At 72.8% G+C, this 17,776-nt stretch carries 15 protein-coding genes; 6 read left to right on the top strand and 9 right to left on the bottom strand.

Annotation, left to right across the window (positions count from 1 at the left end):
- Window positions 1-10: 10 nt before the first annotated feature.
- The 3 genes from O7622_RS23605 to ngcE are packed head-to-tail and all read right to left on the bottom strand — an operon-like array spanning window position 11 to window position 3,257.
- Window positions 11-937: a carbohydrate ABC transporter permease gene (locus O7622_RS23605; protein ID WP_282310384.1), complete on the bottom strand. Its 927-nt coding sequence runs from the start codon at window positions 935-937 to the stop codon at window positions 11-13.
- Entirely contained in the window at window positions 934-1,842 is a 909-nt protein-coding gene (locus O7622_RS23610; protein ID WP_113972445.1) for a sugar ABC transporter permease, read from the bottom strand. The genes O7622_RS23605 and O7622_RS23610 overlap by 4 nt, the downstream gene beginning before the upstream one ends.
- Window positions 1,842-3,257, bottom strand: a complete 1,416-nt coding sequence (gene ngcE / locus O7622_RS23615) for an N-acetylglucosamine/diacetylchitobiose ABC transporter substrate-binding protein (protein ID WP_282310385.1) — start codon at window positions 3,255-3,257, stop codon at window positions 1,842-1,844. The genes O7622_RS23610 and ngcE overlap by 1 nt, the downstream gene beginning before the upstream one ends.
- A 163-nt stretch (window positions 3,258-3,420) precedes the next feature.
- Between ngcE and O7622_RS23620 the strand changes: the two genes are divergently transcribed.
- Window positions 3,421-4,890 (top strand): acyltransferase, encoded by a 1,470-nt coding sequence (locus tag O7622_RS23620; RefSeq protein ID WP_282310386.1) that lies wholly within the window; start codon window positions 3,421-3,423, stop codon window positions 4,888-4,890.
- Window positions 4,891-4,893: 3 nt separating this feature from the next.
- Here the strand turns inward: O7622_RS23620 and O7622_RS23625 are convergent, their stop codons facing one another.
- Window positions 4,894-6,189 (bottom strand): aspartate aminotransferase family protein, encoded by a 1,296-nt coding sequence (locus O7622_RS23625; protein ID WP_282310387.1) that lies wholly within the window; start codon window positions 6,187-6,189, stop codon window positions 4,894-4,896.
- Between the two features lie 102 nt (window positions 6,190-6,291).
- On the opposite strand from O7622_RS23625, the gene O7622_RS23630 reads away from it, so the two are divergent.
- Window positions 6,292-7,254, top strand: a complete 963-nt coding sequence (locus O7622_RS23630; RefSeq protein ID WP_348774084.1) for a hypothetical protein — start codon at window positions 6,292-6,294, stop codon at window positions 7,252-7,254.
- A gap of 57 nt (window positions 7,255-7,311) precedes the next feature.
- Here the strand turns inward: O7622_RS23630 and O7622_RS23635 are convergent, their stop codons facing one another.
- A complete protein-coding gene (locus tag O7622_RS23635; protein WP_282310389.1) occupies window positions 7,312-7,998 on the bottom strand; it encodes a Tat pathway signal sequence domain protein in 687 nt (228 codons plus the stop codon).
- A gap of 351 nt (window positions 7,999-8,349) precedes the next feature.
- Between O7622_RS23635 and O7622_RS23640 the strand changes: the two genes are divergently transcribed.
- The 3 genes from O7622_RS23640 (at window position 8,350) to O7622_RS23650 (ending at window position 10,501) form a co-directional block, all read left to right on the top strand.
- Window positions 8,350-9,108, top strand: coding sequence for a TetR/AcrR family transcriptional regulator (locus tag O7622_RS23640; RefSeq protein WP_282310390.1), 759 nt, complete (start codon window positions 8,350-8,352; stop codon window positions 9,106-9,108).
- Window positions 9,109-9,291: 183 nt separating this feature from the next.
- The gene (locus O7622_RS23645) at window positions 9,292-9,921 is read left to right on the top strand and encodes a DUF6230 family protein (RefSeq protein ID WP_282310391.1); all 630 of its coding nucleotides are present in this window, start codon (window positions 9,292-9,294) and stop codon (window positions 9,919-9,921) included.
- Window position 9,922: 1 nt separating this feature from the next.
- Window positions 9,923-10,501 carry a DUF6114 domain-containing protein gene (locus tag O7622_RS23650; protein WP_282310392.1) on the top strand — a complete coding sequence of 193 codons (579 nt, stop codon included), beginning with the start codon at window positions 9,923-9,925 and terminating at the stop codon, window positions 10,499-10,501.
- A gap of 1 nt (window position 10,502) precedes the next feature.
- Here the strand turns inward: O7622_RS23650 and murD are convergent, their stop codons facing one another.
- Window positions 10,503-11,849 carry a UDP-N-acetylmuramoyl-L-alanine--D-glutamate ligase gene (gene murD / locus O7622_RS23655; RefSeq protein ID WP_282310393.1) on the bottom strand — a complete coding sequence of 449 codons (1,347 nt, stop codon included), beginning with the start codon at window positions 11,847-11,849 and terminating at the stop codon, window positions 10,503-10,505.
- A gap of 87 nt (window positions 11,850-11,936) precedes the next feature.
- Here murD and O7622_RS23660 point away from each other — a divergent pair, with 87 nt between their 5' ends.
- On the top strand, window positions 11,937-13,286 hold the full coding sequence (locus tag O7622_RS23660; protein ID WP_282310394.1) for a hypothetical protein: 1,350 nt from the start codon (window positions 11,937-11,939) through the stop codon (window positions 13,284-13,286).
- Between the two features lie 156 nt (window positions 13,287-13,442).
- Here the strand turns inward: O7622_RS23660 and O7622_RS23665 are convergent, their stop codons facing one another.
- The 3 genes from O7622_RS23665 to O7622_RS23675 all read right to left on the bottom strand — a co-directional run bounded on the left by O7622_RS23665 (window position 13,443) and on the right by O7622_RS23675 (window position 17,707).
- On the bottom strand, window positions 13,443-15,251 hold the full coding sequence (locus O7622_RS23665; RefSeq protein WP_282310395.1) for a PucR family transcriptional regulator ligand-binding domain-containing protein: 1,809 nt from the start codon (window positions 15,249-15,251) through the stop codon (window positions 13,443-13,445).
- A 147-nt stretch (window positions 15,252-15,398) separates the two neighbouring features.
- On the bottom strand, window positions 15,399-16,850 hold the full coding sequence (gene argG, locus O7622_RS23670; protein ID WP_282310396.1) for an argininosuccinate synthase: 1,452 nt from the start codon (window positions 16,848-16,850) through the stop codon (window positions 15,399-15,401).
- A 44-nt stretch (window positions 16,851-16,894) separates the two neighbouring features.
- Entirely contained in the window at window positions 16,895-17,707 is an 813-nt protein-coding gene (locus O7622_RS23675; protein WP_348774085.1) for an RNA methyltransferase, read from the bottom strand.
- Window positions 17,708-17,776: the final 69 nt, after the last annotated feature.

A 17,776-nucleotide genomic window follows, 5' to 3' on the forward strand; every position in this document is an offset into this window, starting at 1 on the left:
GGCAACCGCCTCACTTGAGCTGCCCGGCGGTCAGTCCGGACTGGACCTGACGCTGGAACGCCACGTACACCACGAGCACCGGCAGCACCGCGATGGTCAGGCCGGCGAACAACTGCGCGTAGTCACCGGCGTAGCCCTGGCTCACCGCGAGCGAACTCAACCCCTGGGCGAGCATCCGGTCTTGGCCGTCGCCGGGCAGGAGCACCTGCGGCAGCAGGAACTGGTTCCAGTGGCTGAGGAAGTTGAAGATCCCGACACTGATCAGTCCCGGTCTCGCCATCGGCAGCATCACCCGGAAGAACAGCCGGAAGTGCCCGCATCCGTCGATCAGCGCGGCCTCCGCCACCGACGTCGGCAGCGTCCGGAAGAACGCGGTCAGGAAGAACACGGTGAACGGCAGCGAGTACGCGGTGTAGACCAGGATCAGGCCCGGCCAGGTGCCGAGCAGGCCGACGCTGCGGACCACGAAGAACAGCGGCACCAGCGCCAGGAAGACCGGGAACATCATGCCGCCGACGAACAGGTAGTAGACCACCTGCCGGCCGCGGAACTCGTAACGCGCGAAGACGTACGCGGCGGTGGCGCCGAGCAGCATGGTCAGGCTCAGCGAGCCGGCCACCACGACCAGGCTGTTGAAGAAGAACCGGCCGATGTGTGCGCTGGTCCAGGCGCGCGACCAGTTGTCGAACCGCAGCGCCTCGGGCAGCCCCCACGGCTCGGCGATGATCTCGCCGTTGCTCTTGAGCGAGCTGAGCACCATCCAGGCCAGCGGCAGGACAGTCATCGCCGCCCAGAGCAGCAGGAAGCTGTGCGAGAAGACGTTCGCCACGCCCAGCTCGCGGCGCGGCGGGCGGTCGGCGGATCGGCCCGCGTCGTCCGGGCGGGTCGTGCCGGCGGTCGTGGCGCCGGTCGCCGTACCGGGATCCACTGTGGTCACGAGTACTCGATCCGATCACGCCGGGCGGTGCGCAGCGCCAGCACCGCCACCGAGAGGGTCAGGAAGAACATCGCCACGCCGATCGCCGAGGCGTACCCGAACTTGTTCTCGCTGCCGAACGACGTGTCGTACATCCGCAGGCCGATCACGTCGGAGGAGAAGTTCGGTCCGCCGTTGGTCATGAGCTGGACCAGGATGAAGCCGTCCAGCGCGGCGATGGCGAGATAGATCCAGGCCACCTGGATGGTGTCCCAGAGCAGCGGAATGGTGATCTTCCGCAGCATCGTGGTGCGGGACGCGCCGTCGAGCAGCACCGCCTCGTAGATGTCACGCGGGATCGCCTGCATGGCGGCACCGAAGAGCACCACGTAGAAGCCGACGTTGCTCCACACCATCACCGCCAGCACGCACCAGAACGCGAAGCGCGGATCGCCGAGCCAGGCCGGGGTGGCCAGCCCGACGGCGCGCAGGGCGCCGTTGAGCAGGCCACTGGTCGGGCTGTAGATCTCCTTCCAGAGCAGCGCGATGATCACCACCGAGAGCACCTGCGGGAAGAAGTAGACGAGCCGGTAGACCGAGGTGCCCCGCACCCCGGTCACACCGGCCCGGCCCCTACGACCGCCCATGGTGAGCATGCTGGCGAAGAACAGGCCCAGCCCGATCGTCACCACCGGCACCACGGCGAGCAGGATCGCGTTGTTCTTCAACGCGTTCCACACGTACCCGTCGTGCAGCAGCGTGCGGAAGTTCGCCATGCCGACCGGGTCGGCCTGCGCGGAGTAGCCCATCCAGTCGGTGGTGGAGATCTGAAAAGCCTGGAGGTACGGCGACAGCACGAAGATGCCGTACAACGCCAGTGGTGGCAGCAGGAACGTGAGGATCAGGGGGAGGCGACCCTGTCGCATCACGCGGACCGCTTGTACTTCTTGACCGAGTTGTCCTGAGCGATCGAGTCGGCGCCCTTCTGGCACTGGTCGAGGAACTCGGCCGGGGAGATCCGGCCGCTGAAGAACTCGCCGCAGGCCGCGTCGACCAGGTTGCGCTCCAGCTTGCGGTAGTAGTTGTTGTAGACCCAGTTGAAGCCGTTGGACCCGGACGCGTCGAGCGCCTCGACCACGGTGCTGAGCCCGTACGGCAGGTCGATGCCCTCGGTGGCGCCGGCCACCACGGGCAGGCTGGCGACCTTCTTGGTGAAGTCCTGGGCGCCCTTGCGGGACAGCATGGTGCGGAAGTACTCCAGGCCACCGGCCACGTTGCGCGCCTTCGCCGGCACCATGAACGGCTCGCCCGCGGTGCCGCGGATCGCCTCGTACGGCAGCTTGTCGCCGCTGCCCAGGCTCGGCGTCGGCGCGACTGTCATGTTGAAGCCGGCCGGCGTGACGTCCTTCTGCTCGCTCTCCAGCCAGGAGCCGCAGGAGATGAACGCGGCCTTGCCCTGGCACCACGCGGTCTGCGACTGCTTGTGGTCCAGGCCCGGGGAGCCGTCGAGGATGAACTTGTCCTTGACGATCTGGTGCCAGGCGTCGGCGGCGGTCTTCATGGCGTCCGACTTCCAGGCGTTCGGCTCCAGGTTGTCGATCGCCAGCGCGACGGACGGGCCGCCGAGCTTGATCGCTGTGGAGATCAGCGGCCAGCTCATGTAGCGGGGGTGCACACCGGCGTACGTCCAGGGGGCGATGCCCGCGGCCTTGATCCGGCGGCAGAGCGCGATGTGGTCGTCCCAGGTCTTGGCGTCCTCCCAGCCGCGGTCGGCGAACAGCTTCGTGGAGTGCCAGATGCCGTACACCGTGTATGTGTAGTTGAGCACCAGGAACCGGCCGTCGTAGGAGCCGACCTCGACGGTGCCGGGCAGCAGCGTGTCCTTGACCGTCTTGCCGGGCGTGTCGAGGCTCGGCGCGGCGAGCAGCTCGCCCAGGTCGGCGAGCGCGTTCTGGGAGACCAGGCCGTTGAAGTCGATCTGGCCGGCGCCGGAGTTGTTCACCACGTCCGGCGGGCTGCCGTCGACGAAGCGGGGCTGGAGCGTCTTGCTGATCTCCGCGGTGGCCGAGTGCTTGATCTCCGCCTTCGGGTACCGCTCCTTGTACATGGCCTCGTGGGCCTTGGCGTAGTCCTCGCCGAAGCCGCCGTTGAAGATCACCACCTCCAGCGGGGCGTCCTCGGCCACGCCGAGCGGGTTCTGCTCGCTCTTGGTGCCCTTGTACGCGCCCTTGCCGCCCTCGTCGCCACCACCTGAGGTGGCGCAGCCGGCGAGCAGCCCGGCGGCGGGGGTGGCCAGCAGACCGGCGGCGGCGCTGCGCCGTAGGATCTCACGCCTGTTCATCGCATCTCCTCGGTCCGGGTACGCGCGGTGAGCACCCTGTCGCTTGTCTTCACAAGACGCATTTCCAATGAAGAATTTCTACGACAGCGCGACGGGGACCACAAGACCTCTCGACCGATCCGTTATCCGTACCGGTCGGGCCCGGCTGGTCTAGCCTGACCTCATGCGCCGCCTGCGGCAGCTCGCGCAACGCACGCCGGGGCGGGAGCGCTACGTCGACTTGCTCCGGGCGCTGGCCATCACCATGGTCGTGCTCGGCCACTGGGGCGTCACGGTCATCGGGTACGACAACGGCCGCCCCACCGGCCACTCCGCGCTGGCCGACCTGCGCTGGGCCTGGCCGCTGACCTGGGTGGCCCAGGTGATGCCGGTGTTCTTCCTGGTCGGCGGCTACGCCAACGCCGCCTCGCTGGCCGCCCGCCGGCGCCGGGGTGGGTCGGCGGCCGGGTGGCTGGTGGACCGCAGCGCACGGCTGGTCCGGCCCACCACCGTGTTGCTGCTGGTCCTGGCTGCGGTCGCGGGGGTCGCCACGCTGCGCGGCGCCGACGCGGGGCAGGTGCGCACCGTGGTCTGGTTCGCCACCATCCCGCTGTGGTTCCTGGTCGCCTACGTCGCGGTGGTGGCGCTGACCCCGCCGATGTACGCGCTGCACCGCCGGTCCGGGCTCGCCGTGCCGCTGGCGCTCGTGGTGCTGGTCGCGCTCGGCGACCTCGGCCGGCTCCTCGGCCCGGCCGCGCTCGCCGACGGCAACTACCTGCTCGGCTGGCTGGCCGTGCACCAGGTCGGTTTCGCCTGGTACGACGCCGCCCGGGCGGACGCCCGCCGCACCGGCGACCCGGCCGGCGCCGGGGCGACCGTCCCCGACGCGGCCGCCGGGGCGAGAGCCGCCACCGCGGCCGATGCCGACACGGCCGGCGCCGGAACCCGGGGCCCGTTCCGCCGTCGGCTGCCGCTGTCCCGCCGGGCCGGCGTGCTCCTGCTCGGTGGTGGCCTGGCCGCGCTGGTGCTGCTCACGGTGGCCGGGCCGTACCCGGTGGCGATGCTCCACGTGCCGGGCGAGCGACTGGACAACGCGGCACCGCCCAGCCTGGCGCTGATGGCCGCGGCCGCCGCCCAGCTCGGCCTCATCCTGCTGCTGCGACGCCCGGCCGGGCGCTGGCTGCGCCGGTCCGGCCCCTGGCAGGCGGTGCTCGCGGTCAACGCCGTGGTGCTCACCCTCTTCCTCTGGCACCTGACCGCCGCGGTGCTGCTCGTCGGCCTGCTGGACGCGCTCGGCGTGCTGCCCACTCCCCCGGTCGGCTCGGCGGCCTGGTGGGCGTGGCGCGTACCGTGGCTGCTCGCGCTGGCCGCAGTGCTGGCCGTGCTGGTCGCGGTCTTCGGTCCGGTCGAGGCCCGCACCCGCCGCCCGGTCGCCACCGGGCCGCCCGGGGCGGGTGGCCGGCGGCTGCCCGCCGGACTGGCCGTGGCCGGGTACGCGGGCGTGCTCGTCGGCCTGCTGCTGAACAGTCTCACGCCCAAGACCGCACCGGAGCCGCTGGGCCTGCCCGCCCCGGCGCTGGTCGCGTACCTGGCCGGGGCGGGTCTGCTGCGGCTGCTCAGGTCCGGACGGGCGGGACGGCGCCCGCCGGGTTGACGCTCACGCCTCGATCGAGGCGCGGATCGCGTCAACCATGATCGCCAGGCCCTCCCGGGCCTCGTCCTCGGTGAGCGTCAGCGGCGGGCCCATCCGGATCACGTTGCCGTACAGGCCGCCCTTGCCCACGAGCAGGCCACCGGCCCGGCACGCCTCGAAGACGCGGGTGGTCAGCGCCGCGTCCGGCTCGACCGAGCCGGGGTGGACGAACTCGACGGCGAGCATCAGGCCCTTGCCGCGTACCTCGGCGACCTGGTCCAGCCCGGCGGTGGCCGCGCGCAGGCCGTCGCCCAGGATCGCGCCGACGCGGGCGGCGTTGCCCTGGAGGTCGTGGTCGAGCAGGTAGTCGAGCACCGCGTCGCCGGCCGCGGTGGAGACCGGGTTGCCGCCGAACGTGGAGAAGCTGATCGCCGGCACCGACTCCAGCACCTCGGCCCGGCCGACCACCCCGGCGAGCGCGAACCCGTTGCCGATGCCCTTGGCGAAGGTGAGCAGGTCCGGCGTCACACCGTGCGCCTGGTAGCCCCAGAAGTGCTCGCCGGTACGGCCCCACCCGGTCTGCACCTCGTCGGTGATCAGCAGGATGCCGTGCTCGTCGAGCACCTTCTTCCAGGCGGCGAACAGCCCGTCCGGGCCGTGCACGAAGCCGCCCACGCCCTGGACCGGTTCGGCGATCAGGCAGGCCACGTCGCCGGCGGTCTGGGTGGCGAGCACCTCGCGCAGGTCCTCGACCGCCGCGTCGACCCGGTCGGCGGCGTCGAGCCGGGCCAGCACCCCGCGCAGCCGTTCGCCGGAGTGCAGCCAGGCCACCTGCAACGGGTTGAGCGCGCTGGCCGACCAGCCGCGGTTGCCGGTGACGCCCATCGTCGCGTACGACCGGCCGTGGTAGCTGTTGCGCACCGCGAGGATCTGGTGCGAGCGCCGATGATTCGTGGCGACCAGCAGCGCGGCTTCGTTCGCCTCGGTGCCGGAGTTGGTGAAGAACACCCGGGCGTCCGGGATGCCGGAGAGCCGGGCGATCTTCTCGGCCAGCTCGACCTGCCGGCGGATCAGGTAGAGCGTCGAGGTGTGCACGAGCCCGGTCCGCAGCTGTTGTTCGACCGCCTCCCGGATCTCCGGGATGTCGTGGCCGACCATCGTGGTCAGCACCCCGCCGAAGAAGTCCAGATAGGTCCTGCCTGCCGCGTCGGTGACCCGGCGGCCGGACCCGGTGACGAGTTCCAGCGGTTCGGCGTAGTAGAGCGGCATCCAGGAGGGGAGCACGGCCCGGTGCCGGGCCAGCAGGTCGTCGGAGGTCATCGGCGCACCCTTCAGCGGAGGTGGATCCCCGCACGCTCCCACCGCGACCGGGGCAGAGACAACTGTCCCGGCGGTAGCATCCGCCGGGTGCGGACGGATCAGGTGACGCTGCCGGGCGGCGCGGCGGGCACGACGCGGGCGCAGCTCCTGGCCGGGGTCCGGTCCTGGGTGGAGTCGGCGCCGGTGCGGCGTCTCGTGGCGCACTTCGGCGGCGACTGGCCCGGCGGCGACCTGGCGGCGGTGCTGGCCGGGCTGGACGCGTTCTCCGCCCGCCGCTGGGACTTCCGGCAGGGACGGGAACGCCCGGACGCCCGGGAGCCGGCGTTCGACCCGGCCACCGCCGGACTGGTGCTGAGCGCCGCCGCCGCGCTGGGCCTGGTCCGCGCCGTCGCGCCGGCCCGATCCGGGTACGCGCACCTGCTGGTACTCGGCGGGCTGGCGCACGCCTGCCTGCGGCGCACCGCGTACGCGGCGATGCTGGCCCGGCGGGCGGCCGAGGTGACCGGCGAGGTGGCGGTGCTCGGCAGCTTCCGGCCGCTCTCGCCCGCCGAGTCCCGCACGCTCGACGCCGCCGGCCTGTCCGGCTGCGCCACCGAGGTGGACGTCCTCGACGCCGGGGTGCGGCTGGCGTTCGGGGTGGACGAGCCGGACGACGAGCGCGGCGAGGCGGCCGGTCATCCGCACCGGGCCTGGTCCTCGCGCACCTACCGGCCGGCCGGGCTGCCCCCGGTACGGGTGCTCGCCGCGCCGTCGAGCGAACCGGACCGCCGTCGCGCGCACACCGCCGACACGCAGCGGTTCTGGGCCGAGCACGTGCGGTTGCGCGCGGCCGACCCGGTGCTGATGGTGACCGCTCCGATCTACGTGCCGTTCCAGCACTGCGACGCGCTACGGACGCTCGCCGTGCCGTACGGGTGCGGAATCGAGACGGTCGGGGTGGACCCGGCCGCGCGCGCCGCTGTCGCCGTACCGGAGCCGACCCTGACTCCGGGCCGCTACCTCCAGGAGATCCGGTCGGCGCTGCGGTCGATGCGCGCGCTGCACGCGACGCTGACGGCCGGCTGAACCGGCGTGCGGGCCGGCGCCCGGCGAATCGCCGCGCACCGGCCCGAGAGCCGGGTGTCAGTTGACGTAGACCGCCGGGCTGCCGGTCTTGCTGGTGTCCTTCACCGGCGAGTACGACGCGGTGAAGTACGCGGTGCCGAAGCACAGCGACGGGCCGGAGAACTTGGTCAGGGGCTGGTTGGCGAAGCTGATCGAGTTGGTGGCGTTCGATGCCGTACCGGTCAGCGTGTTCGTGCTGGTGCGGTAGACGCAGGTGATCGCGCCGAGCAGCGAGTTGAGCACGACGGTGCTCTGGATCGGCGCGGCCGCCGTGCCGGAGATGGTGACCACGCCCGCGCTGGTCACCGACGTGGTGTAGGGCAGGTTGTTGACGGTGACGCTCTGCACGCCGGTGGTGCCGAAGACGTTCGTGGTGCAGCTCGTGAACGACTGCGCGGTGAGGCTCTCGGTCGCGGTGCCGGGTGCGGTCGGGTTGGTCAGCACCTTGGCGCTGAATGTGGACGCGGCGCACTTGATGCCGGTGGTGCCGCTGGCCGAGGAGTAGAACGTGGCGTTGGTGCCGCTGCGCAGGCTGGCCTGGATGACGTCGCCCACCGACACGGCGGTGCCGGCGACGGCCGGGTAGGTCAGCACGGCGCTGGCGAGCGAGGTGGTGGGTGCGGCGGTGGCGGGGGCGGCGCCGACCAGACCGGTCAGCAGCGCCAGGGCGGCGAGGCCCGCGCCGATGCGTCCGTACCTGGGCATGGTTGTTCCTTCCGGCGGTGGGACAGGAAACGGTGCCGGCGACGTCCGGCATGGACGGAGCCGGTGGGTGCGGCCGGCCGGGATCGGGCCGCCGCAGGTGGTGGTGCGCCGCTGCGGCCTCAGCGGGCCGGGCGGCGTGGCGCAGTGCGGCGACGCCGCGTCACCTGGATCTCTCCGGCCTTGGGGGGACGGGTGCGCGCGGCGATAATGGCAGCCATCCGGCCCTCCTTCGACGCGTTCGGGTGACCGACGAAAAGGAGATCACCAGCGGTGACGAGGCGTGAACTGAGCGTGTCGAAAGTTATAAACCCCAGAGGGTCGTAAAGTCAACGCATCAAGAGAGGTCGATGAGTGACAGTCCCGAGCCCGCCGTCGCCGAAGCCCGCACCCCTGCCGGGCGCCCGCCACGGCCGCGACCCGGACCGCGCCATCAAGCGCGGCCCGCGACGCGTACCGGCCGAGGAGGTGGCGGCGACCCAGCGCGACCGCCTCTTCGACGGGCTGGTCCGGGAGGTCGCCACCCGGGGGTACGACAACGCCCGGGTCAGCGACATCTGCCACGCCGCCGGGGTCACCCGGCCCGCGTTCTACGCGCTGTTCAGCGGCAAGCAGGACGCGTTCCTGGCCGCGTACCGGCACGGCATCGCGGTGGTGTCGCACCTGATGGAGGACGCCTACCGCGACGCCGGCCCGGACTGGCCGCAGGCCGCCCGGGCGGCGCTGCGCACGCTGCTCGACGTGCTGGCGAGCGTGCCCGCCTTCGCCCGGATGGCGCTGGTGGAGGTGGACGCGGCCGGCCCCGACGCCCGCCGGGAGCGCGACGCGCTGCTGCGCAGCTTCCGCCGGTTCTTCGCCGGCGCCGGGCCGGATCCGGCCGGCGTGGACCGGGACGCACTGCTGTCCGTAGTGGTCGGCGGCATCCACGCCACCATCCGTGAGCGGGTGGCACAGGGCCGGGCCGAGGATCTGCCGCTACTGCTGCCGGCACTCACGTACGCGGCGACCGCGCCGTTCCTCGGCCCACGAGAGGCCGGCCGGGTCGCCCGGACGGCCCGGGCGGACGACGGCCCGGCCGCGACCGCGCCCTGCGCTCCCGGCGGCCAGCCCTAGGCGGTGGAAAACCGCAGCGGTTTTTCACTTTGGCCGCTTTTGGCGAATGCCGCCCAACGATCTGCTACAGGCAGTTGACCGCCCCTTTACTCAGCGGTAACTTCGGCCTGCGTCCCTCGGCGCGCACATCCTGCGACACCAATTCACATCGTCGTAGATGAATCGATCTCGAAAGGAGCCGGCATGTCCGAGCAGATCGAGCAGATCGATACCGATCAACCGGCGAACGGCGTCCGCTGGCGCCGGTTCGCCGTCACACTCGGCGCCGCGGCGGCCGGCGCGGCCGGCATGGTGGTGCTGACCGCGCAGGGCGTGCTCGGCGCGCAGTTCGCCATCTCGGGCATGCCGTTCACCGTCACCGCCGACAAACTGGAGGGCACCGGGTTCGAGCAGTTCGCCACGCTCGACCAGATGATCCCGGACAGCCCCAACCAGGGCGACACCGGCGGGCAGGTGCTCGTGATCGTCTCGGCGATCGACAAGGCCGAGCTGACCAACCTCTGCCAGAGCATCAACCTGGGCGGGACCAACCTGCGGATCACCGCCGGCAATTCCGGCAAGCCGGTGACCGCCCGCACGCTCGTGGTCGACGGCGACGAGATCGCCGGTAACGCCTCCTTCAAGAACATCGACGTCGGGCAGGACGCCAGCACCGTCGACAAGGTCCCCGGGGTGAGGGGCAACCCGGGCGTGTTCGCCCAGCAGGCCGACACCGTGACCATCACCAACCTGCGGCAGAACAACTACGCCACCACCGCCGCCGTCTTCACGCTGCCCAACCTGCGCATGAGCTTCAGCACCGAAGGGTGCTGACGTGACCGCGGGACAGCACTCGGCGCCCGCCGCCGGCGTCCGTACACGCTGGCGGCGCTGGCGCCGGGCGCGGCCGTTCACCGCCGGGCTGCTCATCGCGCTCGGCGGCGCGGAGATGCTCGTGACGCTGCGCGCGCCGCTCGGGGTGCTGCTGCACGTCGGGCCGCAAGGGCTGGCCGCGTACCTGGTCCCGGCCGTCCTGGTCATCTGCGGCGTGCTGCTGGTCACCACGCCGCAGCAACGCGTCTTCTACGCGGTGCTCTCGCTCGTGCTCGGGCTGGTCTCCTGGCTCACCTCGAACCTGGGCGGGTTCCTGATCGGCATGCTGCTGGCGCTCGTCGGCGGGGCGCTCGCGTTCGCCTGGACGCCGGTCAAGCGGCGGGCGGCCCACGCCGGTCCGGCCGCGACGCCCGCCGAGACGACGACGCCCGCCGAGGCGACGCCCGCCGGTCCGGCGCCCGCCGGCACGGCGCCCGGGCCGCGCGAGCCGGTGGACGGCTCGGCGCCCACCGAGTCGCTCGACGCGATCCTGCCGGCCGAGCCGGGGCCGCCGCGGCACACGCGGGCGGAGCGCGGCTGACTCAGCGGGCGGTGTCCGCGACCGCCTGCGCGAACACCTCGGAGCGGTGCTCGAAGTTGCGGAACCGGCCGTAGCTCGGCGCCGCCGGGGACAGCAGCACCACACCGCCGGCCGGGGTGAGCTTGCGGGACAGTCCGACGGCGGCGACCAGGTCGTCGGCCAGCTCGGTACGCACCGACGGCAGCCCGGACAGCGCCTCCACGATGCGGGGGCCGCTGTCCGGCACGCCGATCACTGTGATCTCCCGGCCGGCCAGGTGCGCGCGCAGCGGGCTGTAGTCCAGCCCCCGGTCGGCGCCGCCGACGATCACCGTCAACGGCCGCCCCTCGTACGCGTCGATCGCGTGCATGGCCGCGTACGGGCTGGTGGCGAGCGTGTCGTCGACGAACGTGAGCCCGGACGGGTCGGCGATCTCGGTGAGCCGGTGCGCCAGGCCCTGGAACTCGGCGACCGCCACGGCGAGGCTGTCCTTGCGCGCCACCACGTCCACGCCGAGCGCGTCCAGCACGGCGAGCGCGACGCAGAGGTTTCCCTCGTTGTGCCGCCCGACCAGCGGCAGCACGGCGCGCGGGAACAACGGGGTGTCCCGCAGATGGAACCACTGGGTGCCGTCCGGCCCGGCGGCCACGTGCGTGGTGTCCGGCGAACCGGCCCGGATCGTGGCCCGGTCGCCCAGCTCCGCCGCCAGCCGCGGGTCGGCGCCGTTGACCACGACGGCGTGCGGGCCGTGCGCGATCAGGTTCAGCTTGTCCCGGTAGTACTCCCGCTCGCCGCCGTGCGCGTCCAGGTGCTCCGGGAACAACGCGGTCACCACCGCCACGCGCGGCGAGTCGGTCAGGTCCGAGCACTGGTAGCTGGACAGCTCCAGCACGTACAGCTCCGCCTCGGGCAGGTCCAGCAGCGGCACCCCGATGTTGCCGCCGAACACGTTCGGCCGGTCCATCGCGGTGAGGAGGTGACTGATCAGGCTGGACGTGGTGCTCTTGCCCTTGCTGCCGGTCACCCCGACGGTCCGGTCCGCGTGGTCGGCCATCCACAGCGCGCTGCCCTGCGTGACGGGCACCGACCGGCGGCGCAGCTCCACCATCCACTGGTGGGTGTTCGGCACGCCCGGCGAGCGGACCACCACGTCGGCGGCGGCCAGGCGTTCGAAGCCCTTCTCGCCGGTGACGAGCGGCGCGGCGGCGGCCAGCGGACCGTCCCAGGGCAGCGCGAGGAAGTTGGCGCTGTCGTCGACGACGACCAGGCCGGCCGGCCCGTGCGCGGCGATCGCGGTCACCGCGGCCCGGCCCTCGCGGCCGGCGCCCCAGACGGCGACATGACGTCCGCGCAGATCAGACAGGCGCACGGGCTCTCCTCGGACTCGGTCGACGCGGGGCGGGCAGGGTCCGGCCCAGCCGGACACGGACGGACGAACCAGGGCCTAGTATGGCGTGTGCCCAACGAGCAGCTGCGGCGGATGGACGCCTTCACCTTCCCGTCCTACTCGATCGACTTCGCCACCGGCGAGGTCCTGTTCGACTACGCCCTGACCGGTCCCGGCGGCGAGCAGCGGTTCACCGAGGTGATCACGCTTCCGCTGCCGGCCGAGCCGGTCTCCGACGCCACAGCGGCCACCCTGGCCCGGGTGCTGGAGCTGCTGCACGTGGTCGCCGGCGTCAGCTACTACAAGGCCGCCGCGCCGCCCCGGCTGGTCCTGCCCGCGCCGCTGGGCGCCGCCGCCGTCGAGCTGGTCACCGCCGTCTACACCAAGGGCCTCGCCGAGTACGCGTACCGCAACGAGCTGCCGCACGTGCTGGAGCTGCGTCCCGAGGTGCCGTCCGGCACCGTGGACCCGGCGGTGCCGGTGGACAACTCCGACCGCCGTCCGCTGTCGGCTGTCGGCGGCGGCAAGGACTCCATCGTCACGCTGGAGGCGCTGCGCCGCGCCGGCCTCGACCCGGTGCCGTTCTCGGTCAACCCGAACCACGTGATCGTGTCGGTGAACGAGGCGTCGGACCTGGTGCCGCTGGCCGCCCGGCGGCGGCTGGACCCGGTGCTGTTCGAGCTGAACGCGGCAGGCGCGCGCAACGGGCACATCCCGGTCACCGCGATCAACTCGCTGATCGCCGTGGCCACCGCCGTCCTGCACGGGCTCGGCCCGGTGGTGATGTCGAACGAGCGCTCCGCGTCCGACCCGAACCTGATCTGGAACGGTCACGAGATCAACCACCAGTGGTCCAAGGGCGTCGAGGCGGAAGGGCTGCTGCGCGCGGCGCTGGCCGAGCACGCCGGGCTCACCGAGCCGTACTTCTCGTTGCTGCGCTCGCTGTCCGAGCTGCACATCGCCCGGCTGTTCGCCGAGATCGACCGGTACGACGCGGTGGTGACAAGCTGCAACGCGGCGTTCAAGCTGCGCGACGCGAGCGAGCGCTGGTGCCGCGACTGCCCGAAGTGCCGGTTCGTGTTCCTGGCCATGGCGCCGTTCATGCCCCGGGAGCGGCTGACCGGCATCTTCGGCGGTGACCTGCTGGCCGACGAGTCGCAGATCCCCGGCTACCGGGAGCTGCTCGGCATCGACGGGCACAAGCCGTTCGAGTGCGTGGGTGAGGTGGAGGAGTCGGTGGTCGCGCTGAGCCTGCTCGCCCAGCAGGACCAGTGGCGCGACGCCCCTGTGGTACGCGCCCTGGTGGCGGCACTGCCCGGCACCGCCTGGCAGGCGGCGGCCACCTCCGACGTGTTCACCCCCGGCGGCGACAACCACATCCCCGCCCCCTACGCCAAAACCCTGACCGCCCTGACCTGACCCGCCCTCCCCCCGCCCCGCCGCCCCGCCGCCCCGCCGCCCCGCCGCCCCGCCGGGTCGATCATGAAGTTGGACCGGTGAAATGTCCGGATCAGCACCGTCAACTTCATGATCGTCGCCTCGGGCGAGAGCGGGGTGAGAGTGGGGTGGGGTGGGTCAGGGGGTGCGGACGGCGTCCAGGGCCAGCAGGGCCACGTGCAGGGACAGGCACCTGTCCACCGAGTCGAGGTCGGCGTCGAGGACGCGGCCGATGCGGGCCAGCCGCTCGTAGAACGCCGGCCGGGACAGGTGCGCGGCGGCCGCGCCGGCCGACTTGTTCCGCCCCTGCTCCAGGTACGCCCGCAGGGTGCCGAGCAACTGCTCCCGCGGGTGCTGGGCGTCGTAGGCGAGCAGCGGCCCCAGTTCGCGCTCGACGAACGTCTGCAACCGGGGCTCGTCGCGCAGCAGGTGCAGCAGCCCGGCCAGCCCGACGTGCGGCAGCCGGTAGCAGGGCAGATCCCGGGGATCCCGCCGCGCCGCCTCGGCGACCTGCCGCGCCTCGATCAGCGACCGGCGCGCCTCGCGCAGGCTGCTCACACCGGATCCGGCCGCCACCACGATCGCGGCCCGGGGCGGCGCGTCGGCCGGCCGTACGCTCCCCGACGCCACGGCCCGCCCGCCGGGCCGGTCAGGCGACTCCGACGGGCGGGACGCCGGAGGGCGGGCGGGGGCGGCGTCGAGGCGTACCCGGCGCAACGCCGCGGCGAAAGCGGACAGTGCCTTCTCCTCGGCGGCCGGGTCGGGGAGCGCCAGCAGCGCGCCCACGGCCTGGTCGTCGAGCGGGCTGGTCAGGGCGGTGAGCTTGGCGTCCCGGACGGCCTGGCTGACCGCCTCGGCGAGGTCGCGCAGCCGGGCCGGACCGGCTTCCGGGCCTTCGGCGTCGGTGTCGCGGCGCGCGCCCCGGCGGGCGGCGGCGGACTCGTCGTCGGGGACGCCCGCGTCACCGGACGACTCGTCGGCGCGGTGCCGGACCACGACGCCGACCAGGTGGCGGCGGTCCAGGACGACGCCGAGCGCCTTGGCGCGCAACGCCACCTCGTCCACCGGGCGGGTGTGGTCGATCAGGGCGGTCAGCAGCGTACGGTGGATCTGCCGTTCCAGGCCCTCGGCGTCGCGCCGGATCAGCCGGCCCAGGGCCAGCGTGGAGGCGGCCCGTTCGATCAGGATGGTCAGCCGGGTCGGCGGGGTCGACTCGGTGGCCGGCCAGCGCAGCAGCAGCCGTCCCCAGTCCTGTCCGCGCGCGCCCACTGTGGTGACGAGCCAGCCGCTGTCCGGGTCGTACGCGGTGCGTCCGGGCGGGCGGATCTGCCGCGAGTGCCGCTCCCAGCCGTCCAGCAGCAGTTGGGCGTTCTCCCCCGCCGGGTCGTACGCGAGCACCTGCCGGGACAGGTTCTCCAGCACCATCGGGCAGCCGGCCAGTTCGGCGGCCTGCCGCAGCACCTCGGCCGGTTCGGCGCCCTCCACGGACAGTTCGGTGAACCGCTGGTGGATCTCCTCGGTGGCGCGCAGCTCGGTGAGCTGGGCGTCGACGATCAGCGCGTGCACCGCCTCGGTGATCCGGACGAACGGGGTGCCCCGGCGCAGCTCGATCAGGGGCAGGCCACGTCGTTCGGCGGCGGCGGCCATCACCCGTGGTACGCCGCTGACGTAGCGGCGGCCCAGTTCGACCGCCAGCCCGGAGACGCCGACGTCGGCCAGCGCGCCGATGAACTCGCGGAGCCCGGCGTCGTCGCCCGGCAGGCCGATCCCGGTGGTGAGGACCAGTTCCCCGCCGCCGAGCAGGGTGGCGATGTCGGGCACCTCGGCGATGTGCACCCAGCGCACCGGCCGGTCCAGCCCGGCGTTCCCGGCGACCAGGCGCGGCGCGCCGTGGCGCACGGGCACCAGGTCCAGCACCTCACGCACGGTAGGGAACACGGGCGACACGCTACCCTGCGTCACCACCGTTGCCGAGAGCCGGACCGCCAGCGGACCGGCCGGCGCGGCGGGACCGGCGGGCGGTCAGGCGAAACGAGCCGCGGACCGCTGCCCGGTCGGCCTGCGGTCCGCGGACGGCCACGCGGGAGGCGGCGCTCAGTCGACGCCGAACTCCATCGCGGCCCGGTCGAGCGCCTCGTCCTCGGCGGTGGGCACGCCCCGGGAGGCGATGGCCTCCGCGCCGCCCTGCGGCATGGCGCCGATCAGCCCGGTCGAGGCCGCCTGGGCGGCGCCGACGATCCGCGGCGGGGTGCCGCCGCCGACCATGCCGACGGAGGCGTACTGCTCCAGCTTGGCGCGGGAGTCGGCGATGTCGAGGTTGCGCATGGTGAGCTGGCCGATCCGGTCGGCCGGGCCGAACGCCGAGTCCTGGGTGCGCTCCATCGACAGCTTGTCCGGGTGGTAGCTGAACGCCGGCCCGGTGGTGTCCAGGATCGAGTAGTCCTCGCCCCGACGCAGCCGCAGCGTGACCTCGCCGGTGACCGCCGTGCCGACCCAGCGTTGCAACGACTCGCGCAGCATCAGCGCCTGCGGGTCCAGCCAGCGGCCCTCGTACATGAGGCGGCCGAGGCGGCGGCCCTCGTTGTGGTAGTTCGCGAGCGTGTCCTCGTTGTGGATCGCGTTGACCAGCCGCTCGTACGCGGCGTGCAGCAGCGCCATGCCGGGGGCCTCGTAGATGCCCCGGCTCTTGGCCTCGATGATCCGGTTCTCGATCTGGTCGGACATGCCCAGGCCGTGCCGGCCGCCGATGGCGTTGGCCTCCAGCACCAGGTCGACGGCGCTGCCGAACTCCTTGCCGTTGATCGTCACCGGGCGGCCCTGGTCGAAGCCGATGGTGACGTCCTCGGCCGGGATCTCCACGGACGGATCCCAGAACCTGACGCCCATGATCGGCTCGACCGTCTCGATACCGGTGTCCAGGTGTTCGAGCGTCTTGGCCTCGTGGGTGGCGCCCCAGATGTTGGCGTCGGTGGAGTACGCCTTCTCGGTGCTGTCCCGGTAGGGCAGGCCGCGCTCCAGCAGCCACTCCGACATCTCGGTGCGCCCGCCCAGCTCGGTGACGAAGTCGGTGTCCAGCCACGGCTTGTAGATCCGCAGCTGCGGGTTCGCAAGCAGGCCGTACCGGTAGAACCGCTCGATGTCGTTGCCCTTGAACGTCGAGCCGTCGCCCCAGATCTGCACGTCGTCGGCGATCATCGCGCGGACCAGCAGCGTGCCGGTCACGGCGCGGCCCAGTGGCGTGGTGTTGAAGTAGGCCCGTCCGCCGGAGCGGATGTGGAAGGCGCCGCAGGTCAGCGCCGCCAGCCCTTCCTCGACCAGGGCGGCGCGGCAGTCGACGAGCCGGGCGACCTCGGCGCCGTAGGTGTGCGCGCGGCCGGGCACCGAGGCGATGTCGGGCTCGTCGTACTGGCCGATGTCGGCGGTGTAGGCGCAGGGGACGGCGCCCTTGTCGCGCATCCACGCGACGGCCACCGAGGTGTCGAGGCCGCCGGAGAAGGCGATGCCGACACGTTCGCCGATGGGCAGGGAGGTGAGAACCTTGGACACAAGGAAGATTATGCACGGTCTCGCATGGTCATGCAAGCGAGTCCTCAGAGCGGGTCCTCGCGCCCCAGCTCCCAGAACGCCACCGCCGCGGCGGCCGCCACGTTCAGCGAGTCCACGCCGCGCCGCATCGGGATCACCACCCGCACGTCGCTGGCGGCCTGGGCCGCCGCGGTCAGCCCCGGCCCCTCCGCCCCGAGCAGCAACGCCGCCCGCTCGCGCTGCGCCGGGGTCAGCCGCTGCATCGGTACGGCATCAGGCGCGGGCGTCATCGCGAGCACCGTGAAACCGGCCGCCCGGACCTGGTCCAGCCCGTCGGGCCAGCGATCGAGCTTGGCGTACGGCACCGCGAACACCTCGCCCATGCTCACCCGTACGCTGCGCCGGTAGAGCGGGTCGGCGCAGGTCGGGGACAGCAGCACCGCGTCGACGCCGAGCGCGGCGGCGCCCCGGAAGATCGCGCCCAGATTCGTGTGGTTGTTGACGTCCTCCAGGATCACCACCCGCCGGGCGGCGGCGAGCACCTCGTCGGCGGAGCGCAGCGGCTTGCGGTGGAACGACGCGAGCACGCCCCGGTGCACGTGGAAGCCGGTGGCGCGCTGGAGCACGTCCGGCGTGGCCGCGTACACCGGCGCGTGACCGGTGTCCAGGTCGGCGAGCTGGTCCACCCGCTTGGCGTCGACCAGGTACGACCGGGCCGGGTAGCCGGCCCGCAGCGCCCGCCGCAGCACCAGCTCCCCCTCGGCGATGAACAGCCCGTGCGGCGGTTCCCAGCGGGTACGCAGCTCCACGTCGGTGAGCGCGCGGTAGTCGGCGATCCGGTCGTCGTCGGGGTCGGTGATCTCGTGGACGGGCACCAGGCGATTCTGCCCGGCCCGCCCGGCCGCTCCGGCGCGGGCCGGGTTTCCGCCGTCCCGGGCGGGGAACGA

Origin of the sequence: Micromonospora sp. WMMD1076 (assembly GCF_029581475.1) — a bacterium.
Taxonomy (GTDB): Bacteria; Actinomycetota; Actinomycetes; order Mycobacteriales; family Micromonosporaceae; genus Micromonospora; species Micromonospora aurantiaca.

Bases quoted from the DNA above. Each gene is read 5' to 3' on its own strand.
- O7622_RS23635 (WP_282310389.1), bottom strand. From the start codon at position 7,998: ATGCCCAGGTACGGACGCATCGGCGCGGGCCTCGCCGCCCTGGCGCTG.
- O7622_RS23625 (WP_282310387.1), bottom strand. From the start codon at position 6,189: ATGACCTCCGACGACCTGCTGGCCCGGCACCGGGCCGTGCTCCCCTCC.
- O7622_RS23620 (WP_282310386.1), top strand. From the start codon at position 3,421: ATGCGCCGCCTGCGGCAGCTCGCGCAACGCACGCCGGGGCGGGAGCGC.
- ngcE (WP_282310385.1), bottom strand. From the start codon at position 3,257: ATGAACAGGCGTGAGATCCTACGGCGCAGCGCCGCCGCCGGTCTGCTG.
- O7622_RS23610 (WP_113972445.1), bottom strand. From the start codon at position 1,842: ATGCGACAGGGTCGCCTCCCCCTGATCCTCACGTTCCTGCTGCCACCA.
- O7622_RS23645 (WP_282310391.1), top strand. From the start codon at position 9,292: ATGTCCGAGCAGATCGAGCAGATCGATACCGATCAACCGGCGAACGGC.